16 protein-coding genes and 1 pseudogene are annotated in these 14,785 nt (G+C 52.7%); 8 read left to right on the forward strand and 9 right to left on the reverse strand.

From position 1 onward, the window contains the following. Positions 1–12 precede the first annotated feature (12 nt). Both A0U92_RS02835 and A0U92_RS02840 read left to right on the forward strand, forming a co-directional pair. On the forward strand, positions 13–420 hold the full coding sequence (locus A0U92_RS02835) for an SMI1/KNR4 family protein (RefSeq protein WP_077814210.1): 408 nt from the start codon (positions 13–15) through the stop codon (positions 418–420). Between the two features lie 158 nt (positions 421–578). After that, a pseudogene (locus A0U92_RS02840) lies at positions 579–803 on the forward strand (transposase); the annotation flags it as partial. A gap of 218 nt (positions 804–1,021) precedes the next feature. Here A0U92_RS02840 and A0U92_RS17120 read toward each other — a convergent pair. Next, complete coding sequence (locus A0U92_RS17120) at positions 1,022–1,672, reverse strand: hypothetical protein (protein ID WP_149026358.1); 651 nt, start codon at positions 1,670–1,672, stop codon at positions 1,022–1,024. Beyond that, the gene (locus tag A0U92_RS02850) at positions 1,672–2,394 is read right to left on the reverse strand and encodes a S24 family peptidase (RefSeq protein WP_077811918.1); all 723 of its coding nucleotides are present in this window, start codon (positions 2,392–2,394) and stop codon (positions 1,672–1,674) included. Before A0U92_RS02850 ends, A0U92_RS17120 begins: the two co-directional genes overlap by 1 nt. 224 nt (positions 2,395–2,618) lie before the next feature. Between A0U92_RS02850 and A0U92_RS18155 the strand changes: the two genes are divergently transcribed. The 4 genes from A0U92_RS18155 to A0U92_RS17635 are packed head-to-tail and all read left to right on the forward strand — an operon-like array spanning position 2,619 to position 4,222. Further along, positions 2,619–2,879, forward strand: coding sequence for a helix-turn-helix domain-containing protein (locus tag A0U92_RS18155; RefSeq protein WP_077811919.1), 261 nt, complete (start codon positions 2,619–2,621; stop codon positions 2,877–2,879). Then, positions 2,876–3,181, forward strand: a complete 306-nt coding sequence (locus tag A0U92_RS02860) for a hypothetical protein (RefSeq protein ID WP_077811920.1) — start codon at positions 2,876–2,878, stop codon at positions 3,179–3,181. Before A0U92_RS18155 ends, A0U92_RS02860 begins: the two co-directional genes overlap by 4 nt. A gap of 4 nt (positions 3,182–3,185) precedes the next feature. After that, positions 3,186–3,752 (forward strand): phage protein Gp27 family protein, encoded by a 567-nt coding sequence (locus A0U92_RS02865; RefSeq protein WP_077811921.1) that lies wholly within the window; start codon positions 3,186–3,188, stop codon positions 3,750–3,752. Further along, positions 3,749–4,222, forward strand: coding sequence for a hypothetical protein (locus tag A0U92_RS17635; RefSeq protein ID WP_187668844.1), 474 nt, complete (start codon positions 3,749–3,751; stop codon positions 4,220–4,222). Before A0U92_RS02865 ends, A0U92_RS17635 begins: the two co-directional genes overlap by 4 nt. Here the strand turns inward: A0U92_RS17635 and A0U92_RS02875 are convergent. From A0U92_RS02875 to A0U92_RS02885, 3 genes are all read right to left on the reverse strand, one after another. Continuing rightward, entirely contained in the window at positions 4,180–5,412 is a 1,233-nt protein-coding gene (locus A0U92_RS02875; RefSeq protein ID WP_149026360.1) for a DUF6538 domain-containing protein, read from the reverse strand. The two genes, A0U92_RS17635 and A0U92_RS02875, sit on opposite strands and share 43 nt — an antisense overlap. A gap of 186 nt (positions 5,413–5,598) precedes the next feature. Then, entirely contained in the window at positions 5,599–6,807 is a 1,209-nt protein-coding gene (locus A0U92_RS02880; RefSeq protein ID WP_236748240.1) for a Fic family protein, read from the reverse strand. 161 nt (positions 6,808–6,968) lie between these two features. Then, the gene (locus A0U92_RS02885; protein ID WP_077811924.1) at positions 6,969–7,286 is read right to left on the reverse strand and encodes a helix-turn-helix domain-containing protein; all 318 of its coding nucleotides are present in this window, start codon (positions 7,284–7,286) and stop codon (positions 6,969–6,971) included. Positions 7,287–7,472: 186 nt separating this feature from the next. On the opposite strand from A0U92_RS02885, the gene A0U92_RS02890 reads away from it, so the two are divergent. Beyond that, positions 7,473–8,093 carry a recombinase family protein gene (locus A0U92_RS02890; RefSeq protein ID WP_236748241.1) on the forward strand — a complete coding sequence of 207 codons (621 nt, stop codon included), beginning with the start codon at positions 7,473–7,475 and terminating at the stop codon, positions 8,091–8,093. A gap of 458 nt (positions 8,094–8,551) precedes the next feature. Here the strand turns inward: A0U92_RS02890 and A0U92_RS02900 are convergent, their stop codons facing one another. Together A0U92_RS02900 and A0U92_RS17130 are read right to left on the reverse strand one after the other, a co-directional pair. Next, positions 8,552–9,196 carry a hypothetical protein gene (locus A0U92_RS02900; RefSeq protein WP_077811925.1) on the reverse strand — a complete coding sequence of 215 codons (645 nt, stop codon included), beginning with the start codon at positions 9,194–9,196 and terminating at the stop codon, positions 8,552–8,554. Positions 9,197–9,201: 5 nt separating this feature from the next. Beyond that, positions 9,202–9,672: a hypothetical protein gene (locus tag A0U92_RS17130; RefSeq protein ID WP_149026361.1), complete on the reverse strand. Its 471-nt coding sequence runs from the start codon at positions 9,670–9,672 to the stop codon at positions 9,202–9,204. 242 nt (positions 9,673–9,914) lie between these two features. Between A0U92_RS17130 and A0U92_RS02905 the strand changes: the two genes are divergently transcribed. Further along, a complete protein-coding gene (locus A0U92_RS02905) occupies positions 9,915–10,475 on the forward strand; it encodes a recombinase family protein (protein ID WP_149026362.1) in 561 nt (186 codons plus the stop codon). 551 nt (positions 10,476–11,026) lie between these two features. Here the strand turns inward: A0U92_RS02905 and A0U92_RS02910 are convergent. Both A0U92_RS02910 and A0U92_RS02915 read right to left on the reverse strand, forming a co-directional pair. Further along, the gene (locus tag A0U92_RS02910) at positions 11,027–11,719 is read right to left on the reverse strand and encodes a hypothetical protein (RefSeq protein ID WP_149026363.1); all 693 of its coding nucleotides are present in this window, start codon (positions 11,717–11,719) and stop codon (positions 11,027–11,029) included. Further along, positions 11,652–14,753, reverse strand: coding sequence for an HsdM family class I SAM-dependent methyltransferase (locus A0U92_RS02915; RefSeq protein WP_077811927.1), 3,102 nt, complete (start codon positions 14,751–14,753; stop codon positions 11,652–11,654). Before A0U92_RS02915 ends, A0U92_RS02910 begins: the two co-directional genes overlap by 68 nt. Positions 14,754–14,785 lie beyond the last annotated feature (32 nt).

Raw genomic sequence — 14,785 nt, forward strand, 5'->3', positions numbered from 1 at the left:
GTGAGTAAAGAAATGAAGACTCTAGAACAGATAGTACAAGAACATAAGGCAATTACTCGACCCACTGATACGGAAAGCATTAATGCGCTACAAACCGCTCTAGGCTTTCCTCTTTCTGCCGAGTATCGGGAGTTTCTTTCTCATTTTGGTATAATTGTCCATGGTGCATATGAAACCTATGGCTTGGGGGTGCCGGATGATTATTATCTTAATGTATTAAACGCATATAAAGAACTATCGCATGATCCTACCTATCCTCCCAATGCAATTCCATTACTTGAAGAAGGGGATGGTCAATATTATTTATATGACAACAAGAAAAACGAAGTAATGTTATGGGGAACGCCCCACTTAGGAGTTGTTAGCGTTATAAACCTAGATTTAAATAAATTTTTGGTAAAGAAAATTTTTGAAAGCTAGGCTCAGGACTCATTCTTTGAGATAGAAGATGAATCTTGCTACGGTGTGGATTGCGAACATGAATGTGTGAGCGTAGCAGTTGTCAGGGGACACAAGTGACCCGGCCCCGTGGAATGCCCTCGTTTTTTGAGTAAGGTCTGTCCAACCGGAGACAGGCAATGAAGAGATCACGTTTTACGCAGGACCAGATCATCGGGCTCCTGAAGGAGCATCAGGCGGGTGCGTCGGCGGTCGATCTGTGCCGCAGGCACGGGATCAGCGATGCGACGTTCTACACATGGCGGTCGAAATACGGCGGCATGGAAGTATCGGAGGCGCGGCGGCTCAAGGCTCTGGAAGAAGAGAACGCGAAGCTGAAGCGGCTTCTGGCGGAGAGCGTGATTGTAAGGGGACACTTAGTTCTGCACCACGGAGAGTCCGGGATTATGTGGGACGACCGGGGATGTCATGGGATGGAAACGCGCGGACGACCGGGATAAAATCAAGACAGAAAAGTTACCCACAGGAAGACGGGAAATTTCTCGTGGTTTTGCACCAAAATAGATTTGGATGTTTTTGGACAGTAGGTATTGCACTTCTCGCGCAGGGCGTGGAGCGAATATCAGGTCGCTCTTAATCGCCGCTTAGGGCTGTCTATCTCTATCATCGCACCGTCGCATGGGAAACTTGGGAAAAAATCTTCAAATTTGTTTTCTTGAATAGATTTTGGAATAGATGCCTGCATGTTCTTAACAGACGCGTCTGAAAATTCGCATTTATCATAGTCAAGAGCGCGAGCAGAATACGTTTTATAAGGTAATAGTTTGAGAAGATTGATAGCTTGCTCTATTTCTCGCACAACATATGTCATTTGCGATCCAGTTGCGATCCACCACTCGAACATATCTTCTTGTGAGATATCCCCTGGAACTAAATTTCTATTCACCCACGCCTTGGGGCATTTTCCTACTGCAGAGAATTCATCAGATTTACTGAGCATCCAAGGCCAGAGAAATCCCGAATTACGCAAATGGTCTCTAACAAATAATCTTTTATATTTTGGGCTCCCATCAGAAATAGTTAACCACAAAACCTCATCTATTCGTTCTCTATATTCAGGAACGCATCCAAATTTCATTCTTTCGTTTGAAACAGCCTTATCAAAGCAGGATTGCGAGGGCGAAAACGCATGCCTGTCCTCTATTTTGAATGGGGTCGGATGGCGAGGAGGAAGCGATGATCCTGCGATAAATGTGGTTGAATTAGACGGCATTAGCGGGCTCCTATGGTTCCCATGCGCCAGACGACGCGGCCTACGACGACGATGGGGCTTGCGCCCTGCTCGAAGAGCTGGCGGGCGCGGTCGGCGCTGATCTGTTCATCGCGGTATTGAGAATTGTCGCTGGAAACGACCAGATCACCGGACATATTCCAAGATAAGCGCTTGATGAGCAGATCAGTATCGCGGCGCATTACATAGACTGATCCAGTTATGACTGCATGGTCCCCGGTATCCACAAAGACGATATCGCCGTCTGACAGTGTTGGATACATGCTGTCACCGCGCACTGTAACAGCCACTAGATTAGACAAGCGTGATAATACCTGTGAAGGCAGGCTCATGCGCCCGATTTCTATTGTGGCGAAGTTCTCGACATTCGGAGCCAGCGCGCCTGGTCCGGCGCTGACTTCTCCTTCAAAAAGAGGAATCGAGATCTGATCACCGGAGCTTTGAGCAGGAACTGGCTGTTTTTCGACCACATTGCCGCCGAAGAGTAGCCATTGCAGAGAGACGCCGCAGGCAGATGCGAGACGGTTGGCTGTCCCGATTTTCATCTCGCGACCATTTAGATAATTACTCAGCGCGCTCGATGATATGCCTGAAGAGGCCACAATTCTGGAGTAGCCACCGCCACGTTCGACGGCTTCCTTGAGGCGCTCCACCACAAAATCTGGTTCCAAGTTGGGATTTCTTTCTTGGAACTCCTTAATCATGGCGAATGACACTCAGTTAAGCCATTATTGTGGTTATATTTTTTCGCTTTATCCACAAAATACCCACAACATTTAACTTGGAACTCCACATTTGGGGTTTCTTGTTCTCGTTTGTGGTGTATTCTCACCGGCAGAACTTCCAGAAACGAACGACCGGCAGAAATGACGGTCTTGGGGGTTGAGAAAAGGGCGGCTGGCACCGCCCCGGTTTGAGGAGCGTCACTATGACACAAACACATCGAAAAGGCATGCACGCCGAAGAGATCAAGGCGGCGCTGAAAATGCGCTTTGGCTCGCTGGCGGCGTTTGCCGTGCAACTCGGTCGGAATGAAGGTGCGGTGATGCGTGTCGAAACGCTGGAGCGAGATCTGAAGGCGACGCTCCAGCGCATTGAGACGTCGCTGGCTGTGGTCAGTGAGGGTGGCAGGAAAACCGAGCAGATGGTGGCCGTGATTGTGCGGGGTCACATGGAGCGAAAACTATGAGTGTTTCTGAGACAATTGTGGGTGACCGGCGCAGGAGTGTGCTGGAAAGTCTGTCCGAGATGAGCAGTTGCATGCTCAACGAGGATGTGCTGCTGCGGGCCGTTCTGGAGAGTGGTCGTCATACGGATCATGACACCTTGCGTGACGATCTGGTGTTTCTGGAAAGGCGTAGCTGCCTGCGGATCGAGAAGTTGATGAAATCCGACGGTGATCTGTGGAAAGTTGTCTTGACGCCGACAGGGCAGCGCGTCGCGCGGGGCGAGCAGATTGTCTCCGGTGTGGCGCAGGCGCTGGCGAGCTGATCCTATGCAACGTCCCTCTTCCATTGATAAGCTGCCGTCTGAAATCCGCGAGCTGATTCTGCGGCTGCGCAATGAAAAAGGCTTCACGTTTGACCAGATCATGACCAAGCTGACAGAGCTTGAGGTCGTGCATATCAGTCGGTCATCCGTGGGTCGATGGGTGAAGAGGCAGGCTCCGATCGCGGAACGTCTCCGACGATCCCGCGAGATAACTGAGGCGATTTTTCGTGAGACGGGCAAGGAGCCTGCATCCAAGACGGCGCAGCTGAATATCGAACTGATGCACTCCATGGTGTTCGATCTTTTCACTGTCAGCGAAGATGGTGATCCGGCTGCGATTGAAGGGCTGAAAAACAGCCCGTCCGATATGGAAAAGCTGGCGAGAACCGTGTCGCATCTCGTGAGCGCAGCCAAGGGTGATGCCGAATATCAGAAGCGTATCCGTGAGGAAATCGAACGCAGCATCCGAGAGGAAACGGCGGCAGGGATTGCTGAGACCGCAAAAGAGCGGGGCTGGGACAACGAGACAATCGATGCGGTCAAAGCGCGCATTCTCGGGATTAGGAAGTGAGCGACGCTTTCGATCCTGTCCGTGATCCGCTCTTGCCTTATCAGCAGCGGGTTATTCAGGAGGTGCTGTCGCATAACGTGACGGTCATCGAAAAATCGCGGCGTATCGGCATCTCATGGGTTCTGGCGTGGGTCGCCGTCATCACCGCTGCTGCCCATCGCCTCCAGCGCCGCCGCATCGCCCAGCATGAACGCCAGCGCGTTGGCCTGCTCCAGCGCCGCCGTCATCTGGTCGGTCGGCAGTTTCATCTTCCGGATTGTCGTCTCCAGATCCTCGAAACTGTCAGACGTCTGCACGGCCTTGCGGATCGGCGCGCTCATCGCAGACAGAGCCTGCTCGATCTCACCGCCGACACGCTGCCCCAGCATGTCGAGGATCGCGCTTTTGCCAACGCGCTGCGCGTGACGTTCCAGAATTTCACCAAGGTTCAGGCCGACATGCGTGGAGGCAGGCGGAACGACAGGCGCTGACTTCCCGGCACCCTGATCCGCCTCTGCTTCCTGACCCGGCTCCACGTCGCTCTGCACGGACGGCGGTGTCGCACGCCCTGGCAGCGTCTGCGCCGGACGCTGCTCACCCGGTAGCGCATGAGACGGCTGAACAGGCGTCGGCTGCGCCGTGACGCCGATCGTGTCATCGCCCTCCTCGGGTTGGCGATCTTCTTTTTGAGGCCATGCGTCGATCCCTGCCACGGATTGGTCTCTGCATAACCAACCTGTTCGGCCCATTTCCAGAAGGTGTTCATGGTGGACAGGTGACTGGCTACCACACGCGGACCGATGCCGGGCAATGCTTCCAGCCATTCCCTGAAATGACCGACTACCTTCTTGTCTATGGTTTCAATGGCAATGGTGCGGACAAAGCCTTCCGGGTCAGAGGTCTTGCTACCCTGAGACTCTGCAAGATACTGACCAAGGCGAGAGAAGCCCCGGTGGTGTCTGTCTATGAGCTCCTGAGTGACGTTCCCTTCAAGCTGAGGAAGCCAGCGATCCAGAAGGATGCTCAGGGGTGTGGTCAGACCGAATGCTATGTCATGCGCTTGGTGATACGCCTCATCAGCCATTCGCTGGCCTTTGGAGCCCGGATACTGTGCTGCGATCCGATTGGCTGCCTGAGCAAGCGCCTCATTCACGATATCAGCCCCAAAATCACGAGAGGAAAAGCTCTCACTGACGACGATACCTTCTGACGGGTCATCATTCAGATACTCGGGTGTCCGGTAGTCATCAGCACCAGCAAGGTCTTTGCGGGCCTTCAGAGCCTGTTCGAGTATCTGTGTCTGGAGGCTGCTGCCCAGTGAGGGAGACCAAGAGCCTTGAAGCGGAGGCAGATTGTGGGCAGACAGAGCCTGATTGATGGCCTCCCTCATAGCTGAGAGGGCTGCGTCACGCCTCCGGAGGGCTTCCCGATAGTCCTTGGTCTCAAGAGACTTCACAATGTCTCTGCGGGTTCCGTTGCGGGCTCCTGTGACTCGGCCAGTATCGGCCCAACGATCTTTTGGAATGATGAGGCGAGCATAATAGACGCTGCCCCGCTTGGTCATACCCTGCATGTCACCTTCGGCCTCTGGCAGCGAAGCTGCTTTTGAATGGCGCTTTGGTGTGACGCTAGAGGTATGACGCACGGCTACAGGGCTGTGACGCTTTTCTTTGCAAGTCATTGATTTTCAAGGGGTATTTTTCACTGGTGCGAACTGCGGGACTCGAACCCGGGCCAACCCGCAGTGACACGTTTCTAACTCCTTGAAACAGCAAAAAGAATGCGACGTGCTGTCTTCCGGTTAGTGTCTGAGTTCCCAGAATTGGTTAAACAGTCTGGGAACTTGATGGGGTCATATTTAACCTGTTTATGCCGGTGAATCCAGTTCTCTTTCCCCGAATGGTCTATTGATGATTGCCATGACTTCGGGGGCAGAAAATATCCGGTTTCTGGCATATCCGGTACGTTCCACCAGAATGCCAGCGGCCTGTAACTGTTCCAGCGCAGTCTTGGTTGCAGGAGCAGAAATGTCTAGAATTTTCCCAAGTCGTGTCGCTGTAATGACAGGACAATCAACCAGAACATCCAGTGCTCTCAGCGCTGCGGAGTTCTTTCTGTAGGAGCGTCTGCCCAGCCATTCCGCTTTCAGCGTCTCGGTTGCACTCCTGACAGCTTTGAATTCCTGCACGGTCCCAATAATTGCTTGTGACATGAAGGCAATCAGGGGGAGCCAGTTCAGTTTCTGCTGCGCCTGTTTCAGCGCGTCGTAATAGTCCTGTTTGTACGCTTCAATGTAGGAAGAGAGATAGAGAGGTGGCTCTTGTTCCGCTGCCAGCATCATCGGGATCAGAAGCCTGCCAACCCGCCCATTGCCGTCCCTGAATGGGTGGACAGCTTCAAAGTGGGCATGGGCGATAGCAATCCGCGTGATGAGTGACTGCGTCATCATCTGCATGCCATCCCCCGCCATATAATCGAGCGTGTCTTGAAGACACTGGGGCACCCGGTCAGGCGGGGGTGGGTTGTAGATGGAGTAGGCGATGTTATGTCTGCTGCCACCAATCCAGACAACGGTCGTTCGTAATGCTCCGGGAGTGCCGATATAGGATGAGTCATGTTTCATGACTTCCCGATGCAGTGCCAGCACGGTGTCGAGTGTGAAAACGCTCCTGCCGGATGCAGCGGCCAGAGGCAGGAATTTTTCAAGGGCCAGCGCATAGTCCCTGACCTGGCGTGTTTCCTGCGTGGCCTGTTCATCGTCTTCGTCAACGATCAGCAGTTCATCAAGGGTGCTGTGGGTGCCTTCCATCGCGGAACTGCTGACGGCCTCCCTGCTGCGGAGGGTTCTGCTAATGAGATAGGGATCAGTTGACGCCCGTGCCCATTCTGCAATTTGCCCCAGAGAAGCCATCGCCTGGGAGTGCAGGGCTGTGATGTCGTCCAGATATACCCCACTTTCAGGTGGAGCAGGTGGGACAACGCCATAATGGCTCTCATAAGGGGGAGGCAGGCGGGTCAGACACTCTCTGATGCCCCCCATTAAATCCTGACGGTTCATGGCGAAAACCTTCAACATGGGAGGGTAGAATGATCCATATTTAAGGTTTTTATCACAAGCTTAATTTTATGGCTATCGCCGCGTGCTTTATTTAAGCTTTCTGTCAAAGATGAAGGCAGGATGGTGCCATGCATTATATTGGTTGGGCATGTGGAATAAGCAGAGAATGAACTATATGGTTACTGGAAAGCGCCGGGGTTGAGTTCTTGCCGAACCTCAGGGGCATGCTGTTCCATATCTGACATAAGTGCTGGGTGTTCATTGCTATTGAGCCTGATGCCCGGCCCCAGACTGCCTTCCTCACCAATAAAGAGGATTCCTGCCGCCTCCAGTGTATGCCGGATCGCTTTGAGCGTTCTGTGATGGGGCGAGCGTGTGCCGGTCTCAAAATCAGCTAGTGTTCTAGAACCCACCTCAGCCAGCTGCGCCAGGTCTTTCTGGGAAAGGCCAAGCATGGCGCGGGCAGCACGACACTGCGAAGCCAGCAGAATGGACATGAAAACGAACCTTTGGAAAATACGGTGGTGCTTTCGTATTTACTACCATGCTGCGCAAAAATGGCAATTTACGAGAGAAAGCCAAGGTAAATTCTGTTCTGGATTTTAAGGGATACACCTCAATAATATACATAAATAATATCGTATGGAACCAAATATGTTTACATATAACGATGATGATGATAGATGACGCTCTCCGGTATGCCGTTCAGGCGTGCCTGTTGGGTCATTGTCGAAAGCAGCCATATGGCACGTTATGGATATGCAAGGGTTTCAACTGACACACAGGTGAATGATCCCCAGATTTTCGCGCTCCAGAGTGAAGGGGTGGAAATAATTGTCACAGAGGTGATTTCAGGCTCTGTCCCGGCCCGTGTCCGTCCTCAGCTTTCGGAACTTCTGGGCAAGCTGAAACGGGGGGACAGCCTCGTGATTGCACGGCTTGACCGCCTTGGACGGGATACTGTGGATGTCCTGAATCTGCTGAGGATGCTGGATGAAGAGGGTATTCGGGTGCGGATACTGAATATCGGCGCAGAGACCGGTACCCCCAATGGCCGCATGTTCTTAACAATTCTCATGGCGATTGCAGAATTTGAACGTGAACTGATCCGGGAGCGAACACGTGCCGGGCTCGCTGCAATCCGGGCATCGGGAAAAAAGCTCGGTCGTCCAGACTGTCTGACAAAGCGACAGCAGGGCCATATTCGTGATTTATCGGAAAATGGCATGTCTCTGCGGGAAATCGCTGCAATTTTCAAAGTCAGTAAATCAACAGTCCATCGTGTTGTCAGGATAGCTCAATAGTGAGTGAAGGCCTGACTTCCGGACGATAGAATAAATTTGGACGGTCAGCATGTTTTCCTATAGATCGTTATCCGTCTGGCTTTGAAAAGGTGACCTACTTCTTGTCCGAAGGCGTTATAATTGTGCGTTTTTGACTGTCATAAGTCTTCATTCCCTTTTTCCATTTGTGATGTTGCCACGCGCCATACGAACATCCTGCGATTGCACCCATTACGGAATGACCAGAGCACACGAAGTGGCCTGCCACAGCCCCGGCTGCGCCATCAGCAATACATCCGTGAGGACGGGCTGGTGCTGTCGTTTGCCTGCTTGTCTGTGCCTGAACAGGCGATGTAGCAGACATAGCAAGAAGCAAGCCCACTAAAAGGGATTGTTGTTTTGGCACAGGTTTAGCCTTCATAGTGTTTGAGGTCTTCTATGGCTTTATAAACTCCGCTGAATGCGTCTTTGTATGCGTTTTAAACATTGGCTTTCTGGATTTTTTCCAATGTTTCGTAGACGATGGTTTGATATTTACTGAGTTGGATGATCTGGCTGGTAAAGGCATGGATCAAGCCGATGCCTAACATGCCGAGGAAAAAGAAACCGCAGACATAGCTGACAAGCTCTTTGTTTGAAGCAAAATAAAATCCTTCAGATAACGGCATAACAATAATCGCAACAATTATGATCGCAGCGAAATATATTGCGCTCACCTTGAGAAAGTCCATCCATATGCTACTGAAAGATGACATGAAGTTCTTCTTGTCGAAGAATGAAACATCTCCCGTAGTATCATTCTTTATTGCCAGATAATTTCCTGTTTTGGCACCTTTTGGTGCGCCCCATATGATTGTTGCCTGCTGACCTTCCCGACATGAGAAGTTATTCAGGTAGATTTCTGTTTCCCGGCCATCAGGAGAGACGATCCAGAATTTTTGATGGTTCTGGGTTTGGGTGTTGACCGCAGGAGGATTGATGAACCCACCGTATTTTGGGTGGATGTAGCCGCCACCGCCCGATGTGGTTACGGTTGTGGTTGACCATTTCCGCACACTGGAAATTTCACCGGATAAAGTGCAGAACCAATAGGTGTTACCGTCAATATCAATATCCATATCCATGGGTCTTATCCATAAAGCATGGTGTGGGTTTCATGCTTATCCAGCGTTATATGAGCGGAGCATGAACCATCAGATATTTCGATATGCATGTAATCATCATCTTTTTGTGGAATTGATGTTACCAAAATGTCTTTTGTATCTCTTGATGTAGAAGTGTAAGTATATACTCCAATTTTAAATCTATATTTTGAGTATTTGTTTTCAAAAGTGAATATTCCACATCTATCTTCTGTTTTTATATGTTGATATTCTGGATGATATTTTGAACCTACATTTATGGACTGGTCTATTTCTGTTACATTTCCGTAAATAGTAACGATATCTTTGGCACGCGCGTACGCTTTGAGTGGTTTGGGGTTGGACTCTGAAACGTCAGCAAAGGTGCTTCGCATCCCGCTATTAAAAACTCCGAGATAGAGAAGAGCACATATCCAATAAAGCAATGTGCCACCAAAAATGGCAATCAATGTCTTCATGTAACTTTACCTTCTGGGCGTATGCTGAGAGATAGGAGGCGGGCCTTATCAAGGCGAGCATGTAACCATGCCTGGCAGAAACGGGTTGGTTTCAAGAACAGCTATGGTTGCACTACAAGTCTCGGAAAATGATCGAACCGTAGTCAGAATCCGTCGTTTTTGGGACGGAAGGCTTCCGAAGAGCGAAGGGAGTAAAATGGTGTCCCAAAAACGTGTCCCGTTTACATAAGGAGACACAAACGATGGCGCGTTATGGTTATGCTCGCATTTCCACCGATGAACAGAGTCATGATCCTCAGCTTCTTGAGTTGAAAAGGGAGGGGCTTGAGGAGATCATCACCGATACTGTTTCAGGTCGGATTCCTGCGATGGAGCGTCCTGGAATGTCTGTTCTACTGAACCGGCTGGGGCAGGGGGATAGTATGGTGGTGGCACGTTTGGATCGGCTTGGACGTGATACCGTCGATGTCATGGGGCTGGTACGAAGCCTTACAGAAAACGGCGTTCGTGTGCGGATACTGAATATTGGGATTGAGACGGGTACGCCCAATGGTCAGTTATTTTTGACCATCCTTGCAGGCTTTGCCCAGTTTGAGCGGGAGATTATCCGGGAGCGGACGCGAGCGGGCTTGGAAGCCGCGCGTCAGGCCGGAAAGCGACTGGGGAGGTGCCCTATCCTGACGTCCCGTCAAAAAAAGCATGTCTGTGAGTTGAGGCAGGCCGGGAGGTCACTGGCAGAAATTGCAAAAATTTTTCGGGTCAGTCGGAGCACGATCTGGCGCACGGTCCAGTGCGGGCGATAGCGTGTCAAAAAGCAGGTTTTAGGGACAGTGGTGCCGTAGTCAGTTCGATGTGGCTTGACAAGCTTCCAGAAACGACCGTTTTTCGGACACTAAACGTTGTTGAGAGCATGTCGGTTGCGTTGGGGGTGATTGTTTAATGTCGGCTCACGCCTCTTCCTGGACATATAGGCGGTTGGGAGAATTTCCCGAAAGCCGACATTGAAACATTCAACGCTCTGCTGGTAACTGCGGATTACGCACTTGCGTACACGTCCTACTCGGTCGAGGTTCGAATTTCATCAGGCGGTTCATGCGGGATATCGATGAGAACTACACCTACTCCATAGCCCTCTAATTCCCGCTTTGGGCGGCTTCCGTCACTCAATGTTCAGAGCTTTGGCAAAGCCAATGGAGCAGGGAACGGGATTAGTAGGTTTTAATTCGCGTTTGCGAAGGATTCAGTCAGGCACAAACAATCGCCGAGAACGGCGATTGCTCGTGAAGGGTGCGGACCTATCGAACGTGACAGTTCCGTCACTGGTTTCATCTTCATCGTATCCGATGATATCAATCTACCGCCATGCCAGCAAAATATGGGCCACTTCGATAATATGCCCTGACATGCAAGCGTGTGTTGTATGAAAGCGGAGCGGCCGACCGCTGGCGACAGCAGCATCGCGTTCGGACTGGAGGCCTATCGCAGTCGAACGCAGCGCCATAATCCTTCCAACGCCACGCCGCGCTATATCCGTTTTCGCATTCATCACGTAACCCAGCATCATCGCTAACGGCAGGCCACTGGAATACTGGCCGGTCACGAACCGCATCAGGCCTTCATCGACATATTCGCTGACCAGTCCGCGCACGCCTGTCTTGTACGGGACATTCAGCCGCTTGCATTCGCAGGCCAGATAGACGTCCTCGTCATCCCCAACGGTTAAGACGAAGTCGATATTGCTCGGCGCCGACACATTGCCACCTGCATCTTCCGCGAGCAACGTATACTGATAGATGATCCGCCCCGGCACCCGCTTCGTTCGGATCAGTGCTTGCACGAGGTGCTCAGTGATGTGATCCTCGTGCGTCATCGCATTCTTTTTCGATTGAAGCGGCGCTATACAGATGGGCCAGGCGGCTTCGACCGCATCGGCCATGCGCTCTTCAAGACCTCGAAAATGGGGGAGCCACTCATCCAGACTACCGGCCAGCATAATCACCACCGGTCCGGCCGTGACGAGCAATGGCGGCTGTGAACTCAGCCGCAATCTGCTCCGCATCCGCCAATGCTGTCGATCTCATCCAATGCCGGAGTTGCATTGGCTTGACCAGATACATGTCGCTTCCGATCACGAAGCGAAGGTCCGGCACCACCTGCACGTTTCCAGGCAACCGCACCGGCAGATGTGCCTGAATTAACTGAAGGAATTGCCCCACATCGGGGAAGGCTTCCTCCGTGTATCCATCGCTAGTGGCGTGGATCGTCAGTTTTAGGATCGCGACGTCACCAGACTTCGCGGCGAGCGATGCCTGGATAGGTTGCCGGAAACAGGGCGCGAGGGCGTCGCACAGCGTGGAGGCATAATCGGCACGGTGTTCGTGTTTGCTGTTAGCCCAGATCTTTTGCAACCCGGCGCTGCGCCGTGGTTGCATCGCCGGAATGACATAACGGAATGTGTCATCGACCAAAGCGGTCTCATGCGCGTCCAGACCGTAGTAATCGAAGACCAACTGATCGATTTCATTGAGGGGGTCTGACTGCACCGAAAGCAATTCGTCAGCCTTCGCAATTTCCCGATCAATGAGTTGGACAATTTTCTCCTCTGCGATCACCGCTCTCGCGGGATCGGGCATATTTTCCGGCGTATCGAATGGTAGCTTGAGCAATTCGCCCTGATGAACCTTGGCACGGTCGGCGCCGAGATTTGCCGTATCGTGGAAATAGACCCAGGCCGCCAGACTGCTGTTGAGAACGGCCGTCAGGACTTTCGCTGATCGCTTTTCCGCCTTGGGGAAAGCGATTGCCTGGATGGAATCCTGGAATACCAGGTTCTGCTCAGAATACGCCGCACGGACGCGCCCTATTGAGCGTTCGACACCTTGTGGGATCAGAATGTGTGGGCCAACGAATCCCTCGGCAAACCCAGCGCGATGTACAGTTGCTGTAGACCAAGAACTGCTCCCGATCGTCGGAAGAGCTACCGGCCTAAAAGCACGGGCGTTCAAATATGGAAAGCGGGTAACGATTTCCGCCGTGGTGGTGTCGTACACGGGATCGTTCAGCCGATCTTCCTGAGCAGGCTTGAAGCCTTGCCCGATGATCCAGTCAGTCTTTCGATCGACCGTGGCTTTAGCCTTCCGGACCTCCTTATATTCCTTGATGAAGGTGTTCAGTGAAGGAATTGTCCGCAAATATTGAAGCAGTGTTTCCTCCGGGCCGCGTGTCCAAAGCCGACGCTTGAATAGTGTCGTGTCCTCGCCCATCAGATCCGATCGGAAACGAAGACGATCCGCACGCGACAAGGTCATCATGCGCTTGAGGCGCAGATTGAGATCGGCTTTCGGCACCCAATATTCGAAGCGATAGGGGCGCTGGTCGCTAGCCGCTGGCGCGTAGAGAACGAACGCGGTCGGTCGCTGCGCACCGTCGAACAACTGGAAGCAAAGGTCCGACAGATTGACGATCCGGCGCACGCGCGCATCACGAAGAAGCCGCCGCCGCGCATCCTGAGCCTCTTGCGAGGTGTTGTGCAGGACGCCCATCGCGGGCAGAAGAAACGCGACGAGGCCGTCCGACTTGACGACCCTCAAAGCCTTCCAGATGAAGCCCCAGGCTATATCCTTGGCAGGATTGGGATATCCATTGGACTTTGCCCAAGTTTGAGCGGTCGTGACTTGACCACTCCGCCCCTTCCAAGGCGGATTGCCAACGACCGCATCGAATTTCGGTAAATCCGCAATCGCGAAGAAATCAGACGCTGGGAGCAGCGTATCGCCGTAGAGCGATGGCAGGAGTTTCCCGGCTTTGAGGAGAGCCGGCAGGTCGGGCGGATTCGATTGTTCCAGTAGCGCGATATAAAGTGAAAATGCAGCCACACGCACGGCGGAGGAATTGATGTCCCCACCATGCAGCCGCCGCGCGATGGACTTCAACTCATTCCAAGCGGCATGAGGCTTTTTCTTGATCCGGCAATGATGGGCAACGAGGCGCTGGAACAGCCGAACGAGAAAAATTCCTGACCCACATGCTGGATCGCAGAACACGCCCTTCGCTCGCTGCTCGTCGGACAGATCGTCCCAAAGCTGGTTGACGACGACATCCGCTAGGAACATCGGTGTATAGAATGCCCCGTCGGCGCTCTTCTTCTCGGCTTCCTCTTTCAGGAAGCGATCATAGACCGCGCTGATGAGACCGATCGACATGTAGCGGAAGTCGTAGCCCCACAGGCGCAGCTGGCCAGATGCCATTTCCTCCCGCCCGTGCCGGAAGCGCGCAAGAGTCCGAAGATGCTGTACCGCCAGCTTCGGCGGCGTCGCGTCGCCTGTCTCGAAAGCGCAGGGCGCATTGAACAGGTTGCCGTTAAAGGCGTCCTTCAGCCATATGAAGAGCGTTTCGAAATGGATCGGGGAATCCGACTCCAGTATCTCCGCAAGACTGGAGCATGTCTTGTCGGAGGCATCCCGAAACACCGACTCCTTAATGATCTTGCGATCTTCGAGATAGGCGATGAACATCGTTTGCATCAGCAACGCTTGCGCGGCCTCACCACCGAGATCGCCGCGCATGTCGCGAAAGGCTTCCAGCAGGTTCGAGAGCAGCACGCTGTCGACGCGATCGTCGGGATCAAAGAATGAGTCGTTTTCGAACCAGAACCGCCCCGACTCCGTGGAATCGATCAATTCCCGTAGCTTCAACGCATCGGACAGCCGTGAGAGTGTCGTGATCAGCCGAGGATCGTTTTGCTGTCCTTCCTGACGCTGGAACGGCCGCTGGACGAGAGAATAGGCGACCAACTCATCCTCTTTGAGGACGAGCAGCAGGCTCATCAGGCCTTGGTTCCAGAGAACCCGATGCAGTTCGTCGATCTGGGCAAGCGAGACATCCGGTTCGTTCAGAAACCCGATCGTCGGAACGCCCTCGATGCAGAAGACAGCCGCCAGTCCGAGATCGGACAAGGCGAAACGGATCGCATCCGCATGCGGTCCCGGCTCCACATCGGAGGGGGAAGTGTAAAATTCCGGCGCCGTCCGACGATCGAGAGCGAGAGCCTCTCGCCAATGCGAGGCAAAGCTATCTGCCATGCTTCATCTCCTCGCAGTTCATGGGACAGGCA

The sequence above is a fragment of the Acetobacter aceti genome, assembly GCF_002005445.1.
GTDB lineage: Bacteria > Pseudomonadota > Alphaproteobacteria > Acetobacterales > Acetobacteraceae > Acetobacter > Acetobacter aceti_B.

What these genes read in the sequence shown, in the direction of transcription:
- A0U92_RS02835 (WP_077814210.1), top strand. Translation starts at nt 13, where the DNA reads ATGAAGACTCTAGAACAGATAGTACAAGAACATAAGGCAATTACTCGA.
- A0U92_RS17120 (WP_149026358.1), bottom strand. Translation starts at nt 1,672, where the DNA reads ATGCCGTCTAATTCAACCACATTTATCGCAGGATCATCGCTTCCTCCT.
- A0U92_RS02850 (WP_077811918.1), bottom strand. Translation starts at nt 2,394, where the DNA reads ATGATTAAGGAGTTCCAAGAAAGAAATCCCAACTTGGAACCAGATTTT.
- A0U92_RS18155 (WP_077811919.1), top strand. Translation starts at nt 2,619, where the DNA reads ATGACACAAACACATCGAAAAGGCATGCACGCCGAAGAGATCAAGGCG.
- A0U92_RS02860 (WP_077811920.1), top strand. Translation starts at nt 2,876, where the DNA reads ATGAGTGTTTCTGAGACAATTGTGGGTGACCGGCGCAGGAGTGTGCTG.
- A0U92_RS02865 (WP_077811921.1), top strand. Translation starts at nt 3,186, where the DNA reads ATGCAACGTCCCTCTTCCATTGATAAGCTGCCGTCTGAAATCCGCGAG.
- A0U92_RS02875 (WP_149026360.1), bottom strand. Translation starts at nt 5,412, where the DNA reads ATGACTTGCAAAGAAAAGCGTCACAGCCCTGTAGCCGTGCGTCATACC.
- A0U92_RS02880 (WP_236748240.1), bottom strand. Translation starts at nt 6,807, where the DNA reads ATGTTGAAGGTTTTCGCCATGAACCGTCAGGATTTAATGGGGGGCATC.
- A0U92_RS02885 (WP_077811924.1), bottom strand. Translation starts at nt 7,286, where the DNA reads ATGTCCATTCTGCTGGCTTCGCAGTGTCGTGCTGCCCGCGCCATGCTT.
- A0U92_RS02890 (WP_236748241.1), top strand. Translation starts at nt 7,473, where the DNA reads ATGACGCTCTCCGGTATGCCGTTCAGGCGTGCCTGTTGGGTCATTGTC.
- A0U92_RS02900 (WP_077811925.1), bottom strand. Translation starts at nt 9,196, where the DNA reads ATGGATATGGATATTGATATTGACGGTAACACCTATTGGTTCTGCACT.
- A0U92_RS17130 (WP_149026361.1), bottom strand. Translation starts at nt 9,672, where the DNA reads ATGAAGACATTGATTGCCATTTTTGGTGGCACATTGCTTTATTGGATA.
- A0U92_RS02905 (WP_149026362.1), top strand. Translation starts at nt 9,915, where the DNA reads ATGGCGCGTTATGGTTATGCTCGCATTTCCACCGATGAACAGAGTCAT.
- A0U92_RS02915 (WP_077811927.1), bottom strand. Translation starts at nt 14,753, where the DNA reads ATGGCAGATAGCTTTGCCTCGCATTGGCGAGAGGCTCTCGCTCTCGAT.